Annotated in this window: 18 protein-coding genes; 17 read left to right on the top strand and 1 reads right to left on the bottom strand. The window is 41.0% G+C overall.

Annotated elements, in window-relative coordinates:
* Window positions 1-71: 71 nt before the first annotated feature.
* The 17 genes from lhgO (at window position 72) to H6G14_RS04190 (ending at window position 21,512) form a co-directional block, all read left to right on the top strand.
* Window positions 72-1,286, top strand: coding sequence for an L-2-hydroxyglutarate oxidase (lhgO, locus tag H6G14_RS04270; RefSeq protein ID WP_190565896.1), 1,215 nt, complete (start codon window positions 72-74; stop codon window positions 1,284-1,286).
* Between the two features lie 76 nt (window positions 1,287-1,362).
* Window positions 1,363-2,391, top strand: coding sequence for an NAD-dependent epimerase/dehydratase family protein (locus H6G14_RS04265; RefSeq protein WP_190565895.1), 1,029 nt, complete (start codon window positions 1,363-1,365; stop codon window positions 2,389-2,391).
* 77 nt (window positions 2,392-2,468) lie between these two features.
* The gene (locus H6G14_RS04260; protein ID WP_190565894.1) at window positions 2,469-3,485 is read left to right on the top strand and encodes a glycosyltransferase family 2 protein; all 1,017 of its coding nucleotides are present in this window, start codon (window positions 2,469-2,471) and stop codon (window positions 3,483-3,485) included.
* 7 nt (window positions 3,486-3,492) lie between these two features.
* Complete coding sequence (locus tag H6G14_RS04255; protein ID WP_190565893.1) at window positions 3,493-4,305, top strand: phytanoyl-CoA dioxygenase family protein; 813 nt, start codon at window positions 3,493-3,495, stop codon at window positions 4,303-4,305.
* An 84-nt stretch (window positions 4,306-4,389) separates the two neighbouring features.
* Window positions 4,390-4,959 (top strand): dTDP-4-dehydrorhamnose 3,5-epimerase, encoded by a 570-nt coding sequence (gene rfbC / locus H6G14_RS04250; RefSeq protein WP_190565892.1) that lies wholly within the window; start codon window positions 4,390-4,392, stop codon window positions 4,957-4,959.
* 69 nt (window positions 4,960-5,028) lie between these two features.
* A complete protein-coding gene (locus H6G14_RS04245; protein ID WP_190565891.1) occupies window positions 5,029-6,342 on the top strand; it encodes an NAD(P)H-dependent oxidoreductase in 1,314 nt (437 codons plus the stop codon).
* 402 nt (window positions 6,343-6,744) lie between these two features.
* Window positions 6,745-7,833, top strand: coding sequence for a glycosyltransferase (locus tag H6G14_RS04240; protein ID WP_190565890.1), 1,089 nt, complete (start codon window positions 6,745-6,747; stop codon window positions 7,831-7,833).
* Between the two features lie 116 nt (window positions 7,834-7,949).
* Window positions 7,950-10,175, top strand: a complete 2,226-nt coding sequence (locus H6G14_RS04235; protein ID WP_190565889.1) for a polysaccharide biosynthesis tyrosine autokinase — start codon at window positions 7,950-7,952, stop codon at window positions 10,173-10,175.
* Window positions 10,176-10,948: 773 nt separating this feature from the next.
* Window positions 10,949-11,716, top strand: a complete 768-nt coding sequence (hepC, locus tag H6G14_RS04230; protein WP_190565888.1) for a heterocyst development glycosyltransferase HepC — start codon at window positions 10,949-10,951, stop codon at window positions 11,714-11,716.
* 456 nt (window positions 11,717-12,172) lie between these two features.
* On the top strand, window positions 12,173-13,993 hold the full coding sequence (hepA, locus tag H6G14_RS04225) for a heterocyst formation ABC transporter subunit HepA (RefSeq protein ID WP_190565887.1): 1,821 nt from the start codon (window positions 12,173-12,175) through the stop codon (window positions 13,991-13,993).
* A 51-nt stretch (window positions 13,994-14,044) separates the two neighbouring features.
* Window positions 14,045-15,013, top strand: coding sequence for a glycosyltransferase (locus tag H6G14_RS04220; protein WP_190565886.1), 969 nt, complete (start codon window positions 14,045-14,047; stop codon window positions 15,011-15,013).
* A gap of 119 nt (window positions 15,014-15,132) precedes the next feature.
* Window positions 15,133-16,107, top strand: a complete 975-nt coding sequence (locus H6G14_RS04215; RefSeq protein ID WP_190565885.1) for a glycosyltransferase family 2 protein — start codon at window positions 15,133-15,135, stop codon at window positions 16,105-16,107.
* 79 nt (window positions 16,108-16,186) lie between these two features.
* Window positions 16,187-17,074: a glycosyltransferase family 2 protein gene (locus H6G14_RS04210; protein ID WP_190565884.1), complete on the top strand. Its 888-nt coding sequence runs from the start codon at window positions 16,187-16,189 to the stop codon at window positions 17,072-17,074.
* 328 nt (window positions 17,075-17,402) lie between these two features.
* A complete protein-coding gene (locus tag H6G14_RS04205) occupies window positions 17,403-18,548 on the top strand; it encodes a glycosyltransferase (RefSeq protein ID WP_190565883.1) in 1,146 nt (381 codons plus the stop codon).
* On the top strand, window positions 18,548-19,495 hold the full coding sequence (locus tag H6G14_RS04200) for a glycosyltransferase family 2 protein (RefSeq protein ID WP_190565882.1): 948 nt from the start codon (window positions 18,548-18,550) through the stop codon (window positions 19,493-19,495). The genes H6G14_RS04205 and H6G14_RS04200 overlap by 1 nt, the downstream gene beginning before the upstream one ends.
* A gap of 17 nt (window positions 19,496-19,512) precedes the next feature.
* On the top strand, window positions 19,513-20,937 hold the full coding sequence (locus tag H6G14_RS04195; protein WP_190565881.1) for an O-antigen ligase family protein: 1,425 nt from the start codon (window positions 19,513-19,515) through the stop codon (window positions 20,935-20,937).
* A 197-nt stretch (window positions 20,938-21,134) separates the two neighbouring features.
* The gene (locus H6G14_RS04190; RefSeq protein ID WP_190565880.1) at window positions 21,135-21,512 is read left to right on the top strand and encodes a hypothetical protein; all 378 of its coding nucleotides are present in this window, start codon (window positions 21,135-21,137) and stop codon (window positions 21,510-21,512) included.
* Between the two features lie 98 nt (window positions 21,513-21,610).
* Here H6G14_RS04190 and H6G14_RS04185 read toward each other — a convergent pair whose 3' ends face one another.
* Window positions 21,611-24,472, bottom strand: coding sequence for an NHLP bacteriocin export ABC transporter permease/ATPase subunit (locus tag H6G14_RS04185; RefSeq protein ID WP_190565879.1), 2,862 nt, complete (start codon window positions 24,470-24,472; stop codon window positions 21,611-21,613).
* Window positions 24,473-24,489 lie beyond the last annotated feature (17 nt).

Genomic DNA, 24,489 nt, shown 5'->3' with positions numbered 1-24,489 from the left:
GTCCCTTCTAATTTTGACTTCCGTTGTAAGGTATTGTTGACTGATTTAGTGTAATTTTTGCAGTAATAACAATGTACGATTTTATCATTGTTGGTGGGGGCATAGTTGGACTATCTACAGGGATGGCTTTAGGTAAGCGTTATCCCCAAGCAAGAATTTTAGTATTAGAAAAAGAAAGCCAGTGGGCATTTCACCAAACTGGTAATAATAGTGGTGTAATTCACTCTGGAATTTATTACAAGCCAGGTAGTTTCAAAGCTAAATTTTGCCGTGATGGTAGAGACTCAATGGTAAAGTTTTGCCAAGAGTATGGCATTGACCATGAGGTTTGTGGCAAGGTAATTGTAGCGACAAACGAGCAAGAATTACCACGCCTAGAAAACCTTTACCAACGCGGCTTGGAAAATGGTACAGAAGTTCAGAAAATTAGCGCCGAAGAAGTCAAGGAAATTGAACCTCACGTTAAATGTGTAGCGGGGATTCGGGTATTTTCAACAGGCATTGTAAATTATAAACAAGTTTGCTTAAAATACGTCGAATTGATTCAACAACAAGGCGGAGATTTAAGGCTTAATACCAAAGTTTTGAAAATTTCCCCCAGTGGTAAAAATCACGTACTAGAAACTAATAAAGGTAATTTTGAAACCAGATTTGTGATCAATTGTGCCGGATTGCACAGCGATCGCATCGCTAAGTTAGGTGGAGTCCAACCAAGCGCAAAAATTGTCCCTTTCCGGGGAGAATATTACGAACTCACCCCCGAAAAACGGTATTTGGTCAAAACACTCATTTACCCGGTTCCTAACCCCGAATTTCCTTTCCTGGGTGTCCATTTCACCAGGATGATTGACGGAAGTGTCCACGCGGGGCCGAATGCAGTGTTAAGTCTGAAGCGCGAAGGGTACAAAAAAACCGACTTTGACCTGAGAGACTTTGCGGAAGTCATGACCTACCCTGGTTTTTGGAAACTTGCAGCGAAACACGCCGACGAAGGTATCCAAGAAATCATTCGTTCCTTCAGCAAAGCCGCTTTCACCAGAAGTTTGCAAAACCTGATTCCCGAAGTCCAAGCCGAGGATTTAGTCCCCACCCATGCAGGGGTACGCGCCCAAGCCTTAATGGATGACGGCAAACTTGTAGACGACTTCTACATTGTTCCTGGTGAAAACTCCATCCATGTTTGCAATGCGCCTTCACCAGCCGCGACTTCTTCCTTAGAAATTGGCAAAGCGATCGCTGCACAAATCCCCCAGCAATCACACCTTGAGAATGTAGTGATTGCATAGATAGTTAAGCAAGGGGCAGGGTTTATTACTCAGCCCTCCTCACTCCCCATTAACAAATATAGAGAATTTGACACAAATGAAAATTTTAGTAACCGGAACCGAAGGATATTTAGGTTGTTTATTGCCTTCTTTGTTAATTGGTAAAGGACATGAAGTAATTGGCGTAGATACTGGTTACTACAAAGTAGGCTGGCTATACAACGGTACTCAAATAACAGCCAAAACCCTCAATAAAGATATCCGCCACATCACCCCCGAAGACTTGGAAGGTGTAGAAGCGATCGTTCACATGGCGGAACTGTCCAACGACCCCACCGGACAACTATCACCAAATATTACCTACGACATCAATCATATAGGTTCAGTCCGTTTGGCTAACCTAGCTAAAACAATGGGCGTACGGCGCTTCGTCTATATGTCTTCTTGTAGTGTGTATGGTGTAGCTACTGAGGGTGATGTTACAGAAACCTCTCCAGTTAACCCCCAAACAGCCTATGCAGAATGCAAAACCCTGGTAGAACGAGATGTCACACTTTTAGCTGATGATGACTTCTCTCCTACTTTCATGCGTAACGCCACTGCTTTTGGTGCTTCTCCCAGAATGCGCTTTGATATCGTGTTGAACAACTTAGCAGGTTTGGCTTGGACTACCAAAGAAATCAAAATGATTAGTGATGGTACTCCTTGGCGGCCATTAGTCCATGCACTAGATATCTGCAAAGCCATAGTTTGTGCGTTAGAAGCACCTCGTGATATTGTTCACAATCAAGTCTTTAATGTTGGCGATACTACAAACAACTACCGCGTGAAAGAAATCGCTCAAATCATCGCCGATACTTTCCCTGGCTGTAAATTATCCTTCGGTGATAATGGTGCAGATAACCGCAGTTACCGCGTATCTTTTGAGAAAATCAACTCTGTTTTACCAGGGTTTAAGTGTGATTGGGATGCTCAAAAAGGTGCTAGACAGCTATTTGATTTATTCAGCCAAATAGATATGACAGAAGACACCTTCTTGTTTAGAGGTTTTACACGCTTAAAGCAATTAGAGTATCTCATTCGGACTGAACAAATTGATCAAGATTTCTTTTGGAATGTTAAGTAATATCTGAATAGATCCCCGACTTCTTAAAGAAGTCGGGGATCTGACCACCTGAAAATATCAGATTTTTATTCTTGATCATGAATAAATTACTCACAATTGCTCTCCCCACATATAATCGAGCTAAGTTACTGGATCAACAATTAGCATGGTTAGCTAAAGCCATCAAAGGTTTTGAATCTGAATGTGAAATCATTATTTCTGATAACTGTTCAGAAGATAATACCCCAGAAATTGTGAAAAAATGGCAGACGGCTTTGCCAGAAACAAATTTTCATTCCCACAGAAATAGTCAAAATCTGGGGGTGATGCGAAATATTGCTTATTGTCTTAATGCTGCAACCAGCCAATATGTTTGGACAATCAGTGATGATGATAAAATCGAGGACACAACGATTTCTTACCTCATCAACACATTAAAGTCATCAGTTAATTTAGGTTTACTGATTTTAAATTTTTCTTGTCGCCATGAAGTAACGGGTGAGTTATTGTACGAACGCTGTTATCAGATTGAAGACGAAGTTGTTGAGGCTGATGGGAGAGCAGTTTTTGAACGTTGTATCCAAGAAAATCGCTCTGGCGTACAACTAATGTCAGCCCAAGTATACAGAACAGATTTGGCACAGCGTGCATTAAAAACCTGGGCTGATGGAGTGAATAACTTGGATTACCAAGTATATTTAACTGGGTTCTGTGCTTTTCATGGAAATGTCAGAATCAGCAAAGATGTATATCTGGAAAATGCTTTTGGTGCTAGCCATTGGATGGTTAAACCAAAAATGTTGCTAAAAATGCAATATACATATTCCCCAGAGGTAAATATCAAGCTGAAAGAAATAGGCTATTCAGATAGTTTTTGCCGAAACCTAATTATCAATCATTTTAATAATAATAATTGGCGAGTTTTGTTAGGGGCTTTAAGAAGATGGCCTGTTTTGGCATTGACCACAGCAATTCCTTACTTTGGGCTAGTCAGCCTATCAGTTTTAGAAACTATTGTTTTGACCAAAGAAGGTATTTCTCAAGAAGTCATCAGCAGTAGCATTAATAATAACAATAGACGTGAATTAATGAAATCTAATAACAAAACAAAGTGAGCATCCTATGTTAACTACAGTCAAAGAGAAAATTGAAGCCATAAACTCAGAAGTTTCCTATAGAGTCAAACTCTGGCAATATGCTCCCAAGCTACCTACAATAGAATCACGCGATCGCCAGATTGTTGATACTCTTAAAAGTGAGGGAATTTACGTAACTACACTAGAAGAGTTAGGACTTCCATCTACAGCACAATTACTTAAAGCTTCTCATGCTTTATTACCGAGTATGGGGCAAGGTAACTATCAAGATTCATCCCAAAATCCCCCAGAAATTTATACAGTTGCCCACATACCAGATTTTTATAACTGGGGAAGTGAATCAAGACTATTGAATATTCTAGAAAATTATATTGGTCTTCCGGTCGCTTATCATGGTGTACAAATTCGCAAAGATTTTGTAAATGCCAATCAATTCAGCACGATGTTATGGCACAGAGATTCAGAAGATCGCCGCATTGTCAAAATCATCATTTACTTAAGTGATGTAGAAGAAAAACACGGGCCTTTTGAATACGTACCAGCATCATTTACTTCTATAGATAGCCTGAATTTTTATCGACTTTATTCCAAAATTCATAAGTCAGGTATTAATGATGAGGCATTAAATAAAATTGTTCCTAAATCAGCTTGGAAATCATGTACTGGCCCAGCAGGAACCGTAATTATTGCTGATACCCAAAGACTTTTACATCATGGCACAGTCCGCACAGAAGAACGTTCAACGCTGTTCTATGCCTATACTGCTAACCCCGCCAAAAGACCAGGACTTTGTACTCAATACTGGGATGATACTTTTCCTAAACCAAATTATAGCTAAAGTTCCTGTTTAGCGTATTCATCTTTGTAAAGACTAAGTGATTAGTCATTATTCTCCCATCATTAATTCATAGTTGAGAAACCCATGATTTTTACCGCTACATCACTCCAGGACGCATTTATTATTGATTTAGAAGAAAAACCAGATCATCGTGGTTTTTTTGCCAGAACTTTTTGTGCTAATGAATTTGCCAATCATGGTTTAAAACCAGTAGTTGCTCAATGTAACTTATCTTATAACTATAAAAAAGGTACACTGCGGGGGATGCACTATCAACTCAGACCAGCCGCCGAAACAAAATTAATTCGTTGTATTAAAGGCGCTATTTATGACGTAATTATTGATATGCGTCCCGAATCACCTACATTTTTATCACATATTGGTGTAGAACTCACTGCTGATAATCGTCGCGCTTTGTATGTACCAGAGATGTTTGCTCATGGTTATCAAGCCCTCACTGATGATGCAGAGGTGGTTTATCAAGTAGGTGAATTTTATACCCCAGGATATGAAAAAGGCCTGCGTTATAATGACCCATTCTTTAACATTGAATGGCCTTTAGATGTGACTGTAATTTCTGATAAAGATGCCAGTTGGCCTTTGTTAGAAACTATCCCCATCGGTAGCCCAGACCCAGTAGAAGCTGTTTGTTAAAAAATACTGAGTTGTGAGTAAGATATTCTGCTTCTGTTGCTTGTTTTAGAAAATAAAGGATTAAGCAAAATGATTATTATTGATAACGCCTTAAAGGCTCGTGCTGCTGCTGGCAATCCCGTGAAAGTAGGCATGATTGGTGCTGGTTTTATGGGTCGAGGTATTGCCAACCAAATTATTAATTCCGTCCCAGGGATGGAATTAGTTGCTATCTCCAACCGCAGTATTGATGGTGCGAAACGAGCTTATAGCGAAGCTGGTATCGAAGATATTGAAATTGTGGATTCTGTCGGTGAGTTAGAAAGTGCGATCGCTCAAGGTAAGTATACTATTACTGAAGATGCCAAAATTATCTGCCAAGCCGACGGTATCGACGCAATTATCGAAGTCACCGGTGCAGTAGAATTCGGCGCTCATGTAGTCATGGAAGCGATCGCCCACCGCAAACACGTTATTATGATGAATGCGGAACTTGACGGTACAATCGGCCCCATCCTGAAAGTATATGCAGACAAAGCTGGGGTGATTCTCAGTGCTTGTGATGGCGACCAGCCAGGGGTACAGATGAATCTTTACCGATTTGTCCAAAGTATTGGTCTCACTCCCTTACTTTGCGGTAATATCAAAGGCTTGCAAGACCCCTACCGCAACCCCACCACCCAAGAAGGATTTGCCAAGCGTTGGGGACAAAAAGCCCACATGGTAACAAGCTTTGCTGATGGTAGCAAAATTTCCTTTGAACAGGCGATCGTGGCTAACGCTACAGGGATGAAAGTAGCCAAGCGGGGGATGTTGGGATATGACTTCACCGGTCATGTTGATGAAATGACCAATATGTACGATGTGGAACAACTCAAACAACTAGGCGGTATTGTTGATTATGTAGTTGGTGCAAAACCCGGCCCTGGCGTATATGTGTTTGCTACCCACGACGACCCCAAACAACGCCACTACCTCAACCTCTACAAGTTAGGTGAAGGCCCCCTCTATAGCTTCTACACCCCCTACCACCTCTGTCATTTTGAAGTTCCTCTATCTGTAGCTCGTGCAGTCCTCTTTAACGATGCTGTTATGGCTCCTATAGCAGGCCCCTCAGTAGATGTTATCACCACTGCCAAAATAGACCTGAAAGCCGGAGAAACTCTAGATGGCATTGGCTACTACATGACCTATGGACAGTGTGAAAACTCCGATATTGTCCAACAGCAAAACCTCTTACCAATGGGTCTAGCAGAAGGATGTCGTCTCAAACGTGATATTCCTAAAGATCAAGTCCTCACTTACGATGATGTAGAACTACCAGAAGGCAGACTTTGTGACCAACTACGAGCCGAGCAAGACAAATATTTTGCCCCAGAAAAAGTTCTGGTAACTGTTGGTTAAGGGAACACCAAAAAATGAATTAGCCGCAATTAATTGTTTGGTAGGGTGCGTCAGTATGAAAATTTCTGAGTATAGTTAGGTTCTATCGCACTGACGCACCCTACTGGATAGTCTATTACCAATTACCCATCTCAAAAACGCCCCCCTTTTCATCAACAGGGGGGCTGAAGCTATCTGAAAACAATTATTTTCCTAATTAAACAGCAAAATAATTCAAAAGATAGAATCAATTTTGAGTTTGTTTGTAAATACTATTATTTACTAGTGATCGCATAATCTTTAACTCTATAAAGTTCGATAAATGTATCAAAAAATAGTTAAAAAATATCATCCAAAATACCAAAATAATAGCTAATATCTGCTGAAATATTTTAAGGCAAATCCTCACAAATTTAGACTGATATGAAAGTTGCTCTAGTCCATGATTATTTGACCCAGCGCGGTGGGGCAGAACGGGTATTTGAATTACTTTGTAAACGCTATCCTGAAGCTGATATTTTTACATCATTGTATGACCCGCAAAAAACTATTGATATGGGTGAGCGGATAGTTAACACAACATTCTTGCAAAAAATCCCTGGTGCAGCCAAATACTTTAGATTGATGGCTCCTTTATATTTTCCTGCCTTTCGGGCATTAGATTTACAAGATTATGACTTAATTATTAGCAGTAGCACCAGCTTCGCCAAAGCAGTCCGGAAAAAACCAGGTGCTAAACATATTTGCTTTTGTCATAATGTCACCCGTTTTCTATGGGATACAGAAACTTATTTAAGAGAGTATAGCGATTATAGATATTTGTCAGTTTTAATTGAAAAAGTATTTCAGTTAATGCGAGATGTAGACCTGAAATATGCTCAGGAACCTGATATTTATATTGCCAACTCCAGCACTGTTGCCCGTCGTATTGAGCAGATTTATGGCAAACAGGCAATAATGATTAACTATCCAATTGATACTAGTAACTTTGTTTTCTCTGATACAAAAGACGAATATTATTTGGCATCAGCACGCATGATTAGTTATAAACGTCTAGATATTATAGTCGAGGCTTTTAATTGGCTAGGATGGCCTTTAATCATTTCTGGGGACGGGCCAGAAAGAGAAAGATTACAAGCTAAAGCTTTGGATAATATTAAATTTTTAGGTCATGTCAGTGACAACCAACGCAAAGAGTTATTTTCCAAAGCTAAATCTATCATCGTAGCGGCTTTAGAAGACTATGGTTTAGTACCTGTAGAGGCTAATGCTAGCGGTACACCAGTGATTGCTTTTGGCGCAGGTGGAGTCTTAGATACTCAAATAAACGGTCAGACTGGCGTATTTTTCAAGCGCCAAACACCAGAATCTTTACAAAAAGCATTATTAGAGTCCGGAGAAATCACTTGGAATTATGAAAATATTCGTAATCATGCCGTGAATAATTTTTCTGAGCCAGTTTTCTTTAGTAAAGTTGAGCGAGTTATTACCCAAACTTGTAACCTCAATTAAATCAGTAGTCAGCTAAAAAGTGCTGAGTGGAAAATATCATTCATTACTCAGCACTGATTACTGATTAATCAACATTCATTTATTTTATTAGCGTCTCGAATACAAGGATCATCAAAGTGGTTCAAACTAATCTAAGTACAAATATAAACAGCGCTGATTCAGAACCCAGTTACGGTAAAATCTTTTCAGTTTTTCTGCGTAGGTCTCCTTGGTTCTTAACGGCATTTTTAACAACAATTGCCCTAGCAGCCCTAATAACTGCAAGAACCAAGCCTACTTACAAAAGCACAATGCAACTGTTAGTAGAACCTAACTATCAAGGTAAAAGAGAGGGTGGTACTCCAGAGACCCAGTTTCTCGAACCGGATATACAAATAGATACTGCTACACAACTGAACTTGATGCAAAGTTCTGGACTAATTCACAAAGCAGTTGACAAATTGAAATCAGAATATCCAAATATTACTGTAGCTGATATTAAAAATGCCTTGGTCTTAAATCAAGTTAGGACAAAAGAAGATAATGTCGCTACTAAAATTTTTCAAGTAGATTACACTTCTGGCGACCCTGAACAGACTCAAAAAGTTCTCAGTGCTATCAGGCAAGTCTATGTGGAATATAACAAACAGCAGCAAGATAACCGACTCAAAAAAGGTTTGCAAGTTATTAGAGAACAGTTGAGCAAAGCCAGTGAAGAAGTGAATGCGGCTGAAGCTAACTTACAAAGATTCCGCAGAAACCAAAATTTAATTAATCCAGAAGAGCAAGCAAAAGCTCTAGAAGTTGCTTTGAATACGATTGAGCAAGAACGTCGTACTACTCGTTCTACATACGAAGAGGCTTTAGCAAAACAAAAATCTTTAGAGGAGCAATTAAATCGTTCTCCCAAAAATGCTTTAGTTACTTCTCGTTTGAGTCAGTCCGTCCGCTACCAAGGCTTACTCAACGAAATTCAAAAAACAGAACTGTTATTAGCTCAAGAGCGTTTACGCTTCACCGATGAAACCCCCAGTGTCCAGAAGCTGAAGGAACAGTTGCAAAGCCAAAAAGAATTATTGCAACAGGAAGTAGGTAGAACTCTAGGTGTTAAATCTGCTAATGTCTTCCGTGGAGGAGAACCGCTTTTAGAACAGGGACAGTTTGGTGAAATTGATCTGACTTTGGCTAGTCAATTAGTAGAAACCCAGACAACCATAGTTTCATTAACTGCCCGTGATCAAACTCTGGCACAAAAAGAAAATCAACTACGCCTAGAAATTAAACGTTTTCCGCCCCTGTTGGCTTATTACAACCGTATACAACCACAGTTGCAATTCAGCCGTGAGCGACTAGAGCAGTTATTACGTGCAGAACAACAACTACGGCAAGAATTGGCCAAAGGTGGATTTAACTGGGAAGTGGTGGAAGAACCCCAGTTAGGGATGAAATTAGGCCCAAATCTCCAACAGAATTTGATGTTGGGTGCAGTTGTTGGGTTAATGCTGGGAGGTATTGCTGCCTTTATTCGAGAAGCTGCTGATGATTCTGTTCACACCACAGCTGAGTTAGAAAAACAAGTAGCTTTACCTTTATTAGGAAGCACCCCGAAATTGCCACCAGCTAAGAGCAGAGAATCAGTCATCAAGTTGCCTTTTGGTAAGCCTGAAGTGTTGGGGCCTTGGACTGTGGAGGTGTTACAGTCTTCCATCCGTTGGGAATCGTTGGATCTGATTTACAAAAATATCGAGCTGTTAAACTCGGTATCCAGCTTAAAGTCCTTGATGATTACCTCACCTCTACTGGATAGAGGTAAATCTGGTTTGGCCTTGGGTTTAGCTATGAGTGCAGCCCGGTTACACAAACGGGTACTGCTGATTGATGCAAACTTACGCGATCCCAGCCTCCATGAACATCTGAATCTTCCCAATGAACAAGGGCTATCAACTTTGTTAGCCAGCGAAATTACTTTACCCGAACAGATTGGTATTCATAACGTAGGTTCAGCCTACATCGATATTTTGACGGCTGGCCCCTCGCCTAGTGACTCAGCAAATCTCTTGAGTTCCCCACGGATGAAACAATTAATGGCAGCATTTGAGGAGAACTACGATTTGGTGATTATTGATGCACCGCCAGTTATAGGTCTAGTAGATGCTTTGTTGACAGCATCATCTTGTAGAAGTGTGGTGATGGTAGCTAGTCTGGGAAAAGTGACTCGCAATCAAATCGCTCAAGCTACAGCCATGTTGAGCAAGTTAAACCTGATTGGTGTTGTGGCTAATGGGGTTTCTAACTCTGATAGCACCTATGTACCTTATGCGAGGGAATACCGTTTTGCTTTGCAACAAGCGGTGGAAAAGTAATGAGTGGGGGGAGGGTGTGATCCCGAACCCTAATATTTTTTGTGTGCGATCGCATCCCATAAGAGGCGATCGCACACATCTTTTTATTCAGCAAATAATTCTCAATTTTGATTTATTAAATCGTTTTTTAACATAAATTGCCAATTAAGATTGTCATAATTAAGCTTTTTAAATGTGATAATTTAATCAATAAAAAATCCACAACATTTGAGTATTTCATCTCGACTTTATAAATATCTAATTAAAGCTATGACTATTTAAAGAGTAAATAAAGAATTAGCTTGAGTATATAGTCATTTCTACAGAGTCTTATATCCTAGAGATGGAAATCTAATTCCAATGGTTTCAAAGTAGAAATTAACTGATGGTCTGAAAATCATTGTGCAAGTAAACAAGTAGCTGTCATTAAACGTAAATGTAAAGTGCTGGTTCAAAGGAGTTTTGAGGCTTAAGGCGGATATTACAAAGGTTAGGTTAATTGCCTCTAGAAATTTTCAACATCCTTCATTTTTAGAGAAAAATCTATATTTCCCAAGCAGATTTACCAATATGTTTACGGCTAATTATCTACACAATATGGCAGCCCTGGATACTGATTTAAAAAATCGTATTCAGTAATATATTTACTCGCAACTTCTACCATCTAAAAAACTTGATTCTGCAAGTAATAATTTACAGATTATTTGAGCAGAATAATATTTCCATCACAGTCTTTGGCATTGACAGCCTTGGATATTTTTCAGCAATTTAATTTAGATGAATCCAAAGACATTATGACAAGCGTAATAGTTCCAAATGTTGAGAGCTACGATATAGTAACTCCACACAATCAAAATCACGGTTCCTCACATTACACGCTTCAGTGGAGACGGGGCCAATTGTTAGTGAAACCTGCTAACAAAGTCAAACAGTTATGTTTACCTTCTCTGAACGATGAGCAATTATTAGTTGATTGCTTAAAACGCTCTCCAGTCAACTTGGTGAGTATAGATGGTAAATTAGGTGAAACTTGGGTAAAGTTCTGGGTTGAAGCTTGTAAAAAAGCACATAAACCTATTTTTCTCAGTAAACCTGCTCACCGCAAGCCATCCGCACCCACATTAATTAGTCAATCTATTAGATGGTTGTGGAGATTAATAGACTGGCTAATGGCTTTTGGATTGACGCTGTTAGTAAGTCCAATGCTTTTGGCATTAGTTATATTGATGCAGATTGATTCACAAAAATCTTTGTTTACCTATGAGTGGCGTGTAGGAGAACGGGGTAAAATCTTTCGAGTCATCAAGTTAACTCCTACTCAAAATCATCCTCAAATCTTGCAAGTTTGGTTAAAGAAATCTGGTTTATCTCATCTACCACAGTTATGGAATGTATTGCGGGGAGAAATGAGTTTAACGGGATCTGCTTGTTGTACTTTAGAGGATGCTGTAGGACTCAGTTTTGCAGGGCAAGAACAGGCAGATGAATCAATTCAAAATACCCTGCGTGTTCTCCGTAAGAGTACAACATACCCTACAGGAACGCAAGCCTACAAAATTTAAAATTAAATACAGTATCTGTAGGGTGCCTATCATGGTTATGGTGGGCAATGCCCACCCTACTACTTATATTTCAGAAATCAAATACTAGTCATATAAAAACTAGAATTAGGTTTATCCTGAAAGAGTAAAAAAAATCCGAATATCCTAAATTAATGAGGATTTTATTCAATCCATTTCCCAGGGAATGCACCATCTGATTACATCATTGACCATGCTAAATTCCATTATTTTTACTCAGTGTTGTAAACACAAGATTTCTATTTGATGATTGAAGAATATAAGTATCTATAGGGTGAATAATGCCCTGCACAACTATAAAATTGTGAGCAATACCCACCCTATACTTATTTCAGCAAGCAAGTAAAAATCCTATAGATGAATTACTACACTTTAGTTAAAAATTAGGTTGTCACGGTTCAAAAAAATTGTCTTAGAAAATATACAACGCATTTAAAAATGCCAAAATCACCACATAAATTATTTAAAGCAAATAGCTTCTGGAAAGAGAACAATTTAATATTGCGAGAAATAAAACATTTTCGCAAAATAGCTATATTAGCCGTCATATTCTCATTTTTAGCTGCCAGTTTTGAAGGTGTTAGTATTGGTTTTCTACTGTCATTTTTACAAAAATTGACTAGTCCTAATGATCCAATTCAAACAGGAATTAGCTGGGTTGACATGATTTTGGCTGCTAATGCTTGGCCGATTCCCCCCATATACAGGATATCTCTACTAATTTTGTTGAGTACCTGGATGCGTGCTACTTTCAATTATTTTGGCGGAGTATACACTGAATCAGCCCAACTTAATTTAGCAGATCGCTTACATAAGCAAATTTTTGAGCAATTACAAGCTCTGAGGTTGAGTTACTTTGCTCAAACTCGTTCGGGTGAACTCATTAATACGATTACTACAGAAATTGAAAGAATCAAACAGGGTTTTAGTGGGTTGGCTTTTGTGTTAACCCGAATCATGACTGTTTGCGTTTACTTTGTTGTGATGTTTTCTATATCATGGCAACTTTCGATTATTTCTGTACTGATATTTTTACTGTTAGCAGTGGGATTATCCACGCTGAATAAGCGAGTCAGAGAAACTAGTTTTGGTATTTCCCATGCTAATGCTCAATTTACAGCTACAGCAGTAGAGTTTATCAATGGAATTCGGACAATTCAGGCTTTTGGGACACAAGAATTTGAACGTCAGCGTTTCTATAAAGCCAGTACTAATCAACTGAATGCAGCCATCAAAGTTGTCTTAGCCTGGACACTAGTAAAACCTATAGCTGAAGGCATCGCTACTACAGTTTTGATTAGTTTGATTGTGATTTCCTTCACAACATTTACATTACCAGTTGCCTCATTATTGACATTCTTCTTTGTTTTAGTCAGAGTGATTCCCAATATTCAAGATATTAACGGTACAGTTGCTTTTCTGAGTACTTTACAAGGGTCATCAGAAAACATTAAAAATATTTTGCAGACAAATAATAAGCCTTACTTGAAAAATGGCAAACTTCATTTCCAAGGTTTGAAGCGTTCCATTGATTTAGTATCTGTAGACTTTGGTTATACAGCCGATAATTTAGTGTTGAATAATATCACTTTAACAATTGAGCGTGGTAAAACGACAGCCCTGGTAGGTGCATCGGGTGCTGGTAAAACTACATTAGCTGATTTAATTCCCCGATTTTACGATCCGACAGAGGGACAGATTTTAGTAGATGGACTGGATGTGCAGTACTTTGAAATCAATTCCCTCCGCCGCAAAATGGCTGTAGTTAGTCAAGATACATTCATTTTCAACACCTCTATTAGAGACAATATCGCCTACGGTACATCTGGGGCGAGTGAAGCCGAAATTCGAGAAGTAGCGCGGCTAGCAAATGCGTTGCAATTTATCGAAGAAATGCCCGAAGGGTTTGATACTAAGTTAGGCGATCGCGGTGTTCGTTTATCTGGAGGACAAAGACAACGGATTGCGATCGCTCGTGCATTACTGAGAGATCCCGAAATCCTCATCCTCGACGAAGCTACCAGCGCCCTAGATTCAGTCTCCGAACGGTTAATTCAGGAGTCTATAGAAAAACTTTCCGTCGGGAGAACAGTAATTGCGATCGCTCACAGACTCTCCACAATCGCCAAAGCAGACAAGGTTGTTGTCATGGAACAAGGGCGAATTGTTGAGCAGGGAAATTATCAAGAACTTCTAGAACAACGCGGAAAGCTTTGGAAATATCATCAAATGCAACATGAATCGGGGCATAGTCAATAGTCAATGGTCAATAGTCAATAGTCAATAGTCAATAGTGATTCCCTATTCCCTATGAAGATTTCTGTTATCGTCTCTAATTACAACTATGCTCGTTATCTTTCTAGAGCAATCAACTCTGTTCTCACTCAAACATACTCAGACATTGAAATCGTTATCGTAGATGATGGTTCTACAGATAACAGCCGTGATGTTATTACCCAACTGCAAGAACAAGCGCCGGATAAAATCAAGCCCATTTTTCAAGCAAATCAAGGACAGGGAGGCGCTTTCAATGCGGGGTTTGCGGCGGCGACTGGCGAAGTCGTAGCTTTTCTGGATGCAGATGATGTGTGGAAACCTCATAAATTACAGCGTATTGTTGAGGTGTTTCAGACATCGGATGTAGTTGGTGTTATGCACCATTTGGATATCATAGATGGCAATGACCAGACGATTGATCAAGCTTCGACTCAAGGGCCGAAACTGAGTGAAGATTTAGCCTCAGTCATCTTGAAGACAGGGAATGCTTGGTGTTTTCCGCCCACATCTGGACTGGCTTATCGTCGTGAAGCCTTGGAAAAAGTATTTCCTATTGATCCTGTGAAATGGCGTATTTGGGCTGATGGTTGCATTATTTACTGCACAGCCTTCCTCGGTAAAATTAAGACATTACACGAAAATTTGGCGTACTATCGCATACATGGTGCAAACAATCACATGAATGCAGCCATCGCCACCAGCGAACAACAAGCCAAGTCCCAAGCCGGGATTGAGATGACGAACCAATATATCAACGACTATTTAGTACGTATTGGTTATGGTGCAAAAGTTGACTTATCCCGCAATCTCCAATATCGACGCACAAAATATTATCAACAATCTCAATGGGATCTCCGGGAGGTGTGGGGTATCTCACGTTTAATACTGGGATGGCCTTTTTACTCTGGGAAAGAGCGAGCCTATTACCTAGCTCGATTTTTATTTAAAAGCGGAAAATTTTTGCTTCGTTCCGATGTTCATACGGAAAGCCCGACAATTTAGCCGTAAGTATGTTTAGCCGTTATCTCTCCTCCTTTGAAGGCGCTGTTAGCGATGGCGGGGCGTTCAGCCCGTGCTGAGTACTGAGTAAAAATCCCAGTCTCTAATCCCCTATTAACATTATGGCTATAGATACTAACTCCTCCACTCCATTAGTTAGCGTTATTACACCTACCTATAACCGCCCAAACTATTTACAAGCAGCGCTGACAAGTGCCGTCAGACAGACTTATTCCCATATTGAAATTATTGTTTGCGACAATTGTAGTCCACAAAATCCCCAGGCAATTGTTGATTCCTTTGATGATTCGCGCATTCGCTTTTTCCGCAATTCATCAAATATGGGAATGTTTGCCAATACCATGAAAGCCTTTCAAATGGCGCGGGGAAAATATATTGCCTGTTTGCTGGACGATGATATGTGGGAAGAGGACTTTCTCGAAAAGCTCGTTCCGCCCTTAGAAGCTAACCCCAATTTAGCCTTAGCCTTTTGTGACCACTACATCATAGATGCCAACGGCAATATAGATGATGCGCTCACAGAAGAATATTCTCGGTCATATAAACGAGTTGATTTGCCAGAAGGGATTTATCAACCCTTTTATCGGATGGGCTTAGTAGATAGATCAGTCTCAACAGCTACAGCAGCCGTGATGCGTCGAGATGCGATCGCCTGGGATGCCATTCCGGCTGAAGTAGGGGGTTCATGGGATATATATTTAAACTACCTATTTTGTCGTTCTGGCTTAGGAGCTTATTTTTATCCTGAAAAACTAACGCGTTATCGTGTCCATGAACAAACAGAAACCATGCTCAGTGGTAAGCGCGATGCTCAGGCAAAAATCCGTAAGGCTCAAGCTGATATGTTTTGCTACGAGCAGTTTATGGCCGATGAACGCCTACAGGAGCTTAAACCCTATTTTCAGCAGCAATGGGCCCATGTCAGCACAACCTTAGGCATTGGTTTCATGCGTAGTAAACAGATGAAATTAGCCCGTTCTTACTTCTGGCGTTCTTTAAAACAAAGTTTAAAGCTGAGAACTATGGCTGGGTTGATGCTCAGTTTTACACCCCCGATGATCGCATCAAGATTTTAATCAGTCAGATCCCCGACTTCTCTAAGAAGTCGGGGATCTCTGGGGATATAACAAAACTAACTAAAGAGGTATAAATAAAATGCGGCTATCGGCTTGCATCACAACTAGAAATCGCCCTGAGGATTTGGAAAATTGCTTGCGATCGCTGTGGGATTCCCAGATCAAACCACACTCGGTAATTGTGTCTGATGACTCGCCGAGTATTGAGATGCAGCAACAAAATCAAAAGATTGTTGAACAATATCCCCAGACAACTTATATTACTGGCCCCCGGATTGGTGTTTGTGCTAACCGCAACAATGCAGTTAATGCCATCCCAGCATCAGAAACAGACTTAATTGCTTTTATTGATGATGATATTTGTGTTGAACCAGAGTTTATTGGTAGTGCGATCGCTCAATACGCAAAAATGTCACCAGAACAAAGTCAGCACACCATTCTTTCTGGCATCAGTTATAGCCCCGACGGATATGTAATGGCTCCGGGAAAGTTATCTTTTCGCGGATATTTCCGTTCTAGTGATGTTCCCGAAACCATTGCTATTCATGCCTCTATTTTTCCTCGTCAGTTTTTTGAGCAAGAACAGTGGGATGAAAATATATTTTTTGGTTATGAAGATGCAGAATTGTGTCTACGGGCATTGAAAAGGGGTTACAAGATTTTAAATTGCCCAGAATTACGCGTCCTCAATGCTGGAGGAAACGGTAAAAGTTCCTTGATGGAATCCGATATCGGCAAACTAACTAAATACGAAATTTCTATAGAAGCGGCTAGGCTTTACATCGGGATTAAACGTTACAAAGATTTATTCCCTAATGTCTTAAAACTCATCGGTTTTTGCTGTGTATACTTCCTGCACATGACTGCATACCTCTGCAAGCGGGGTTCCCTACAAGCCTGGCCAGAAATTATTCGCCGTTCTCATATCCAAAAATTATGGCAGCCGTCCCAGTTGAATTGGGGATGAGAAGAGGCAGGGGGGCAGGGGGCAGGGGAAGCAGGGGAGGTAGGGGAGCCGACAGGTGTAGGTTTTTATTCGAGTGATGAGTGGTGACTATCGTACTAACGAAAGAATAATAGTTTTATCAATCCCTAAACCTCTAAACCCCTAAACCCTTACACCCCTATACCCATCAGGGGGGGAGAAATCTAGTAGTCTGCCAAGAGAACTTTGCAAGGTTAATAGCAGCAAAAAAAATCTCTTTCTCCCCCTGCTCCCTCTGCTTCCCCTGCTCCCCCTGCTTGCCCTAGCCCAGCAATTTTGGGTTGGTGAACTACTAGAGGATATTTATATTGTGAGATTAAGTATCGTTACACATAATGTAATTAAAGGTGATGGCCAAGGACGGGTTAATTATGAAATTGCCCAAGAAGCAATTCGTCGTGGTCATCATGTCACCTTGTTAGCTAGTCAAGTGGCTCCAGAATTACAACAGAGTGAGCAAGTTAATTGGGTTGCTATTTCTGTTAAGCAATGGCCTACGGAATTATTCCGTAACTTGATTTTCGCTTTCATCAGCGCTAATTGGTTGCAAAAACACCGTTCTCAAGTTGATTTAATCAAAATTAATGGGGCAATTACCCATGCCTCTGGTGATGTGAATGCAGTGCATTTTGTCCATAGTTCTTGGTTGAATTTTTCCTCTAGTAAGGCTCAATCAAATTCAGCTAAAACTACACGATCGCGCAGAATTTTTTATAATTTTTACCAGTGGTTGTACACCGTTTTAAATGCTCGTTGGGAAAAAAAGGCTTTTCGTCGGGCGCGGGTGGTGGTGGCTGTTTCTAGTCGGGTGGCTGAAGATTTGCAAGCCATTGGTGTAGCGCCAGAAAAGATTCGGGTCATTGTCAACGGTGTGGATTTGCAGGAATTTTCACCGGGAAATAATCAGCGTTCACAGTGGGGATTACCGGCAGGAGTCCCTTTAGCTCTATTTGCTGGTGATATTAGAATCTCTCGCAAGAACTTAGATACAGTCCTGAAAGCCTTAGTTAATGTGCCAGATTTACATCTAGCAGTTGCGGGAATTACGGAAGGAAGTCCATATCTTCAGTTAGCGCAATCCCTGGGATTGGATGAACGAGTACATTTTTTAGGACTGCGGCGTGATGTTCCCGAACTGATGAAAGCCGTAGATTTTTTCGTGTTCCCTTCACGTTATGAGCCTTTCGGCTTGGTGGTGATTGAAGCAATGGCTTCTGGTTTGCCTGTGATTACTGCTAGTTCCACAGGTGCAGCAGATTTGTTAACGCCGGAATCTGGAATAGTTTTAGCGGATTCAGACGATGTAGAAGCTTTGGCGCAAGCATTATCTTTGCTAGCAAGCGATCGCACTTTAAGACAACAAATGGGACAAGTTGCCCGCACCATCGCCGAGCAACACAGTTGGATAAATATGGCACAGCGTTATATAGATTTATTTGAGGAGTTGCACCAGTAATGAAAATTACAGTTATTGTGCCTACTTACCGCCGTACTAAAGACCTAACACGCTGCTTAGAGTCATTACAAAAGCAATCTCGACCAGCTGATGAGGTATTGGTGGTAGTCCGAGATACTGACGTAGAGACTTGGCAATTTTTGGAAACCATCGCGCCTCACTCTCTACCATTACACACCACAACGGTACGCGTTCCTGGTGTAGTTGCGGCGATGAATGCAGGATTAGATATAGCCCAAGGAGATATCATCGCTTTTACAGATGATGATGCAGCGCCTCATAGTAATTGGTTAGCGCAAATTGAAACCCACTTCCTCGCCCATGAACAGATTGCCGGTGTTGGTGGACGGGATTGGGTATATCATGGCGATCGCCTAGAAGATGGTACTTGCCCAGTAGTTGGTCAGGTTCATTGGTTTGGCAGAGTGATTGGTAATCACCATATAGGTATAGGAAAAGCCCGCGAGGTCGATGTTCTCAAGGGAGTTAATATGAGCTTTCGGCGATCGGCTGTCCACGGATTGCGTTTTGATCAACGGATGCTCGGTACAGGCGCACAAGTTCACTTCGAGGTCGCTTTTTGTCTCGCCTTAAAGCGGGCTGGTTGGAAGCTCATCTATGACCCCCAAATCGGAGTCAACCATTATCCAGCCCAGCGATTTGATGAAGACCAGCGCCAAAGCTTCAATCATCTGGCTGTAACTAATGCCGTCCACAACGAAACCTTAGCCTTATTAGAACACCTATCACCAACTCAACAATTAACATTTCTGCTCTGGGCGACCTTGGTGGGTACGAGAGATGCTATGGGTTTGATGCAATTTTTCCGCTTTTTACCGAGCGATCGCGCCTTAGCTGGGCAGAAGTTATTAGCAGCTTGGCATGGTCGCTGGCGCGGTTGGCAAACCTGGCAAAGTTCAATTCGCTTTGCTCAAATTAAAAATTAAAAAGTTGGGAGTAGGAAGTGAATCATATTCTTACAGATAGTTCTTCTACCACAGACTTGGGTTTTAGCAAACAACCACTGTTGGCTTGGCTAGCAATACTATCTCTAGTCTTGTTTTCAGCCGTGTGCATTTTCGGTGGTGCGGCTGGCATTCTCCGTACAGCTTATGTAATTCTATCCTTCGCTGTTGGTGCTTTCTTATATGTGCGATACCCCGTACTTTACACAGGTTTTGTTTGGTGGATCTGGTTTGTTACACCATTTGTAGCTCGTGTAGTTGATTATAAAAGTGGTTGGGATCCCACACGTTTTATGTTGGTGTCACAATACTTAGTGACACTATTAACATTACATACCTTCCTCAAAGAATTACCAAAGTCCTTGCGCCAAGGTAGTTTACCCTTTGTTCTCGCCTTTTTGGGCGTGTTTTATGGCTTTCTCATAGGCATGATTAAAACATCACCCTTCACGGCGGCGCGGGGACTTCTAGATTGGTTAACCCCAATCACCTTTGCTTTTTATCTATTCGTTCACTGGCGTGATTATCCCCTGTATCGCCGTACTATTGAGCGTACCTTTACCTGGGGTGTCTTGGTGACAGGAATCTATGGAATTGTGCAGTTTCTTAATCCTCCTGAGTGGGATTTATTTTGGTTAACCAGTACAAAATTAACTAGCATGGGTGATCCTGAACCTCTGAAACTACGTATTTGGAGTACAATGGCATCCCCTGCACCTTATGCAGCCATGATGATGGCTGGCTTGTTATTATTATTTACCAATAAAAGTTTTATTCGCCTTCCTGCTTCGGCGGCTGGTTATTTGGCTTTCCTACTGACCACAGTACGCACCTTGTGGGGAGGATGGTTAATAGCTTTTCTAACTTTTTTAACTTCACTAAAAACCCGGTTACAACTACGCCTATTTATCACTATTTTAGTTATGGCGTTGTGTGTAATTCCTTTAACACAAATAGAGCAATTTTCTAAACCCATCACCACTCGCTTTGAAACTTTTTCTAATCTTGAAGATGATGATAGTGCTAGGGTCAGACAGAAAATCTATGAAGATGGTCTCAATAGTGCTTTAACCAATGCTTTGGGTAATGGAGTAGGCAACACTTTTATTGTGAATGAAAAAGGCGTATTAGAACCCATTGTCGTTGATAGCGGCATTCTGGATATGTTTTTCACATTGGGTTGGTTTGGCGGTATATTCTACTTACTGGCATTATTTATGCTGTTTACCCAAGCATTCCAATATTCAGAGTATAGTTTTGACTCTTTCATGGCTGCGGCTAGAGCTATTAGTCTGGGTATGTTATCCACATTATTGGGTAATAGTGGGATGTTGGGGATGCCGGGTATGGTTCTTTGGAGCTTTATTGCTATGGCTATGGCGGGGCATAAATATCATGTACAGCAAAGAATTAGGCACCACTAGCAGTTCACCAACCCAGAATTATCGGGCTAGCTAGGGGAAATAGGAGGAGAAAGGCAAGTTTATCCGGAAATTTAATCTAACTAGAGAATAAGCTTACTACAACGGGCATTATCAAATTAACGGGTGCAAAAATTTACTTGATATTTGATAGTGAATCGCATAACCTAAACGTTTAGTCATAGTATTTCCGGGAGTTTATGAACAGAAAACTCATACTTAGTTTGTTCGCTAGTTCCTCAATTTTTACATCGTTGGTATCTACACTAGGGATAATCAACCCTGCTCATGCTAACCTGACCCAGCGATTAATACACACTAATGATGGTCGTACCTGTATTACTAATCCTCATGGTATGAAGGATTTCGTGTGTATTCGAGATTCAGAAAGAGATCCCAAAGCTGCTCCTGCACCGCAATCAATGGTAGTCTCATCAAGGCCATCTGATGATACAGTTGCAGAACTTGATTTTACCGATGAAGAAAGCGAAGCCGCAATTAGGATCTTTACGTGCGACTGTCCATTCTGCATTAATTCTTTGCGGCAGTTACGTGGTACTGGCAACTTGGTGTACTAAATTTTAAAAGTACTAGTTGTTATTGTTGTCATAGTCAAAATCCCATTCTTGTAACCAAATACACTCAAATTTTCCCATTTTCGCTTCATAAAAAAGAATTACACCATTTGTCGAGCCATCAATTGGGCAAATAGTCCCTCAGCGTTTGCTAACTCTGAAAAAGTGCCGTATTGTACTATCTGGCCTGCTTGTAATACATAGATGCGGTGAGCATTGCGAATTGTACTTAGTCGGTGAGCGATCGCAATTCTGGTAACTTGTAATTTATCTAGACTTTCACTAACTATTGCTTGGGTTCTGTTGTCGAGGGCGCTGGTAGCTTCATCAAATAACAAAATCCGGGGTTTTAATGCTAAGGCGCGAGCAATTAGCAATCGCTGTCTTTGTCCTCCAGAAATATTACCACCGCCTTCACTGACTACGGTGTGCATTTGCATGGGCATGGCTTTAATATCATCAGCAAAACCAGACATCCGCGCTGCTTCCCAAGCTTCATCTAGGGTAATTTGAGCGCCACCAGCAATATTTTCAAAAATAGAAGCTGAATTTAGCTGACCATTTTGTAATACAACGCCTAACTGTCGCCTGACTGCATCCACATCTAAGCCAGAGAGGTCTTGACCATCATAATAGATACTTCCGGCTTGGGGCGTTTCAAACCCCAGTAGTAAGCGAAATATGGTTGATTTACCGCTTCCAGAACCACCTACTAGAGCGATATACTCTCCCGGTTCCGCAGAGATAGATATATCATCTAGGGTCAGGGAACCATCACGGCGATAACGAAATGTTACATGATCTACAGTAATTTTACCAGTCAATTTACCTGGGTCGGATTTAGTGATATTTACTTCTGGTACAGTTGCCAAAATTGGCTGTGTGCGTTGCCACTGGGGAAGAATTTGTAAAATTTGGGTAACTGTATTGCTGAGGTTTGTGGTTCCTCTGGTGAAGTTGCTAAAGGCTGTGTTAAAGGCGAGAAAAGTACCAAGGGAGAAGGCGATACTTCCGGAAGTTTGAGCTTCTTCCAATAGCTTGGTGGTAAACCAGAATAGGACTCCAGTGGTAATGATGGGGATGACTGTATTGAAAATTACCACAAAATCTTCTACCAGTTGGGTGCTGAGTTCCAGCTTAATCTGCCGAGTGTAGTTTTTACTCCAAGCGGCGAAGGCGCGTTCTTCAGCCCCAGCAATACGCAGTTTAGAGATACCGTTGATTAGCTGTACTGTTTGCCCGAAAATACTGCCCCGCACTTCTAGTAAGGGGCGCACTTTTGATAATAGGAGGATACCAGAGATTGTGGTGATAGCGATCGCCACTACGGCACTAGCAACTGCAATCAGGGCTAATTTATAGTTGTAATAGAATAACTGTCCTAAGTAAAATAACGCAAATATACTAGTAATAAAATTAATCAGCGTCCTGCCGCTAAGTTGACGACGGATAGCACTGACTGAGGAAATCCGTGAGAGTAAATCCCCTGTGGTGTACTCTCGGAAAAACGATACTGGTAAATTGAGTAGTCTATCCCACACACCAGCCTGAGTAGAAGCATCACCAGAGGTTTCCATTCGCAGCAAGGCAAAACCTTGAGCCAGTTGAAATAAACCTGTACCTAAAGCAGCAACTAATAACCCTAAGCCGATTTGTAATAATAAAGAGCGATCGCTATCGGGGATGGCATTATCTATAATTATTGAAGTGGCATAAGGTGTAATCATCCCCAAAAGGGTAATGAAAATACCAGTAAATAAAATTTGTAGTAAATCCCACCCGTGTCCCCGGAGGGTAAACTTGACTATATCAATAGCCCTGAGTGCTTTATCGGGTAAAGAGCGATAAAACATATAAGCCATAGGAGCTAATGTTGCAGCTACACCCTCGTTGACTAGCACACAGCTATAGTTAACTGGGTCAAACATTTCATAACGATTTCCAGCAACAGGTAACAGCGCCACTGGTTGATTCTCTTTAGTATAGGCGACTAAAGCACCTGCATCTTTCAGCCACCAATTATCCCGCAACAACACCCGGCGCATTCTGATACGTGAAGCCCTGACTATCGCTTCTAATGGTTCCTTCACTCGCTGGAGATTTTCCGAACGCAATGGGGGGCTAATCTTAATACCCATAGCCCTACCGACTGCACCAGTAGCCACCAATAAAGGAGTACCTTCTAGGAAAAAGTCACCGTCTTGAGGATTGAGGGTTGATGATAGTTCCCCTAAAGCTTCGGCTGTCATTCGACGATTTAGGCGTTGACGTTCTTGTAATCTTGTCAGTTCTGCTTGTGCTTCTTGCTCATCTAATAAAGCAACGCAATGCAATATTTGAGTATGTAATTGAGATAAACCAGCCAGCAGTATATCGGGATTTTCGTATTTGCTAGGGTTATGAGTTGTTAGTTGCGCTCCCCCAACTGCTGTTAACCACATTTTGTCATTCATGGGAAAGGCTACGTCTGTGGCTAAAATCAATTCCTCAAATCCCAGAAAACAAACATTCCCTTCCTGAAACTGCACCCAGCAAGTTAAACCTGCGGCTGGTTGGAAATTTTGACCATTATTTAAGGAAAATCGTCCTTGTCCCTCAGCTTTTACCTGAATTTTTGGGGAGGGAATCTGGCACAATACACTACTAAGTTGCATTAACCAATTTTCTATCCAAGCATTAGCTTTCGCTCCTAACCCCCGAAAACATTCTGGATGTAAAAGCAATAACTCAACTTCACCAATAGGAACCGCGAGAATTTGGCGTTGCTGATGAACAGTGCCAAAAAGTGCCTTCCCTTGGCTAATACTACATAAATAACGACGAGTTCCATCAATCACACCATCTTTTACGGTGACTGCAAATAACGCCATAGAACCAGACTGAACCACCCAAACCCGCGATGAGTCATTGAGTAAAATTGGTTCATTGCCATTAATTATGTAAGTTTGCCCCTGTAGTTCCATTTTGGCTATTTAGATTT

The organism is Nostoc parmelioides FACHB-3921, from assembly GCF_014696625.1.
Classification (GTDB): Bacteria; Cyanobacteriota; Cyanobacteriia; order Cyanobacteriales; family Nostocaceae; genus Trichormus; species Trichormus parmelioides.
Note: the sequence above shows the minus strand (reverse complement) of the source record. Positions and strands in the feature narration are given on the sequence as shown.

What these genes read in the sequence shown, in the direction of transcription:
- lhgO (WP_190565896.1), top strand. Translation starts at nt 72, where the DNA reads ATGTACGATTTTATCATTGTTGGTGGGGGCATAGTTGGACTATCTACA.
- H6G14_RS04265 (WP_190565895.1), top strand. Translation starts at nt 1,363, where the DNA reads ATGAAAATTTTAGTAACCGGAACCGAAGGATATTTAGGTTGTTTATTG.
- H6G14_RS04260 (WP_190565894.1), top strand. Translation starts at nt 2,469, where the DNA reads ATGAATAAATTACTCACAATTGCTCTCCCCACATATAATCGAGCTAAG.
- H6G14_RS04255 (WP_190565893.1), top strand. Translation starts at nt 3,493, where the DNA reads ATGTTAACTACAGTCAAAGAGAAAATTGAAGCCATAAACTCAGAAGTT.
- rfbC (WP_190565892.1), top strand. Translation starts at nt 4,390, where the DNA reads ATGATTTTTACCGCTACATCACTCCAGGACGCATTTATTATTGATTTA.
- H6G14_RS04245 (WP_190565891.1), top strand. Translation starts at nt 5,029, where the DNA reads ATGATTATTATTGATAACGCCTTAAAGGCTCGTGCTGCTGCTGGCAAT.
- H6G14_RS04240 (WP_190565890.1), top strand. Translation starts at nt 6,745, where the DNA reads ATGAAAGTTGCTCTAGTCCATGATTATTTGACCCAGCGCGGTGGGGCA.
- hepC (WP_190565888.1), top strand. Translation starts at nt 10,949, where the DNA reads ATGACAAGCGTAATAGTTCCAAATGTTGAGAGCTACGATATAGTAACT.
- hepA (WP_190565887.1), top strand. Translation starts at nt 12,173, where the DNA reads ATGCCAAAATCACCACATAAATTATTTAAAGCAAATAGCTTCTGGAAA.
- H6G14_RS04220 (WP_190565886.1), top strand. Translation starts at nt 14,045, where the DNA reads ATGAAGATTTCTGTTATCGTCTCTAATTACAACTATGCTCGTTATCTT.
- H6G14_RS04215 (WP_190565885.1), top strand. Translation starts at nt 15,133, where the DNA reads ATGGCTATAGATACTAACTCCTCCACTCCATTAGTTAGCGTTATTACA.
- H6G14_RS04210 (WP_190565884.1), top strand. Translation starts at nt 16,187, where the DNA reads ATGCGGCTATCGGCTTGCATCACAACTAGAAATCGCCCTGAGGATTTG.
- H6G14_RS04200 (WP_190565882.1), top strand. Translation starts at nt 18,548, where the DNA reads ATGAAAATTACAGTTATTGTGCCTACTTACCGCCGTACTAAAGACCTA.
- H6G14_RS04190 (WP_190565880.1), top strand. Translation starts at nt 21,135, where the DNA reads ATGAACAGAAAACTCATACTTAGTTTGTTCGCTAGTTCCTCAATTTTT.
- H6G14_RS04185 (WP_190565879.1), bottom strand. Translation starts at nt 24,472, where the DNA reads ATGGAACTACAGGGGCAAACTTACATAATTAATGGCAATGAACCAATT.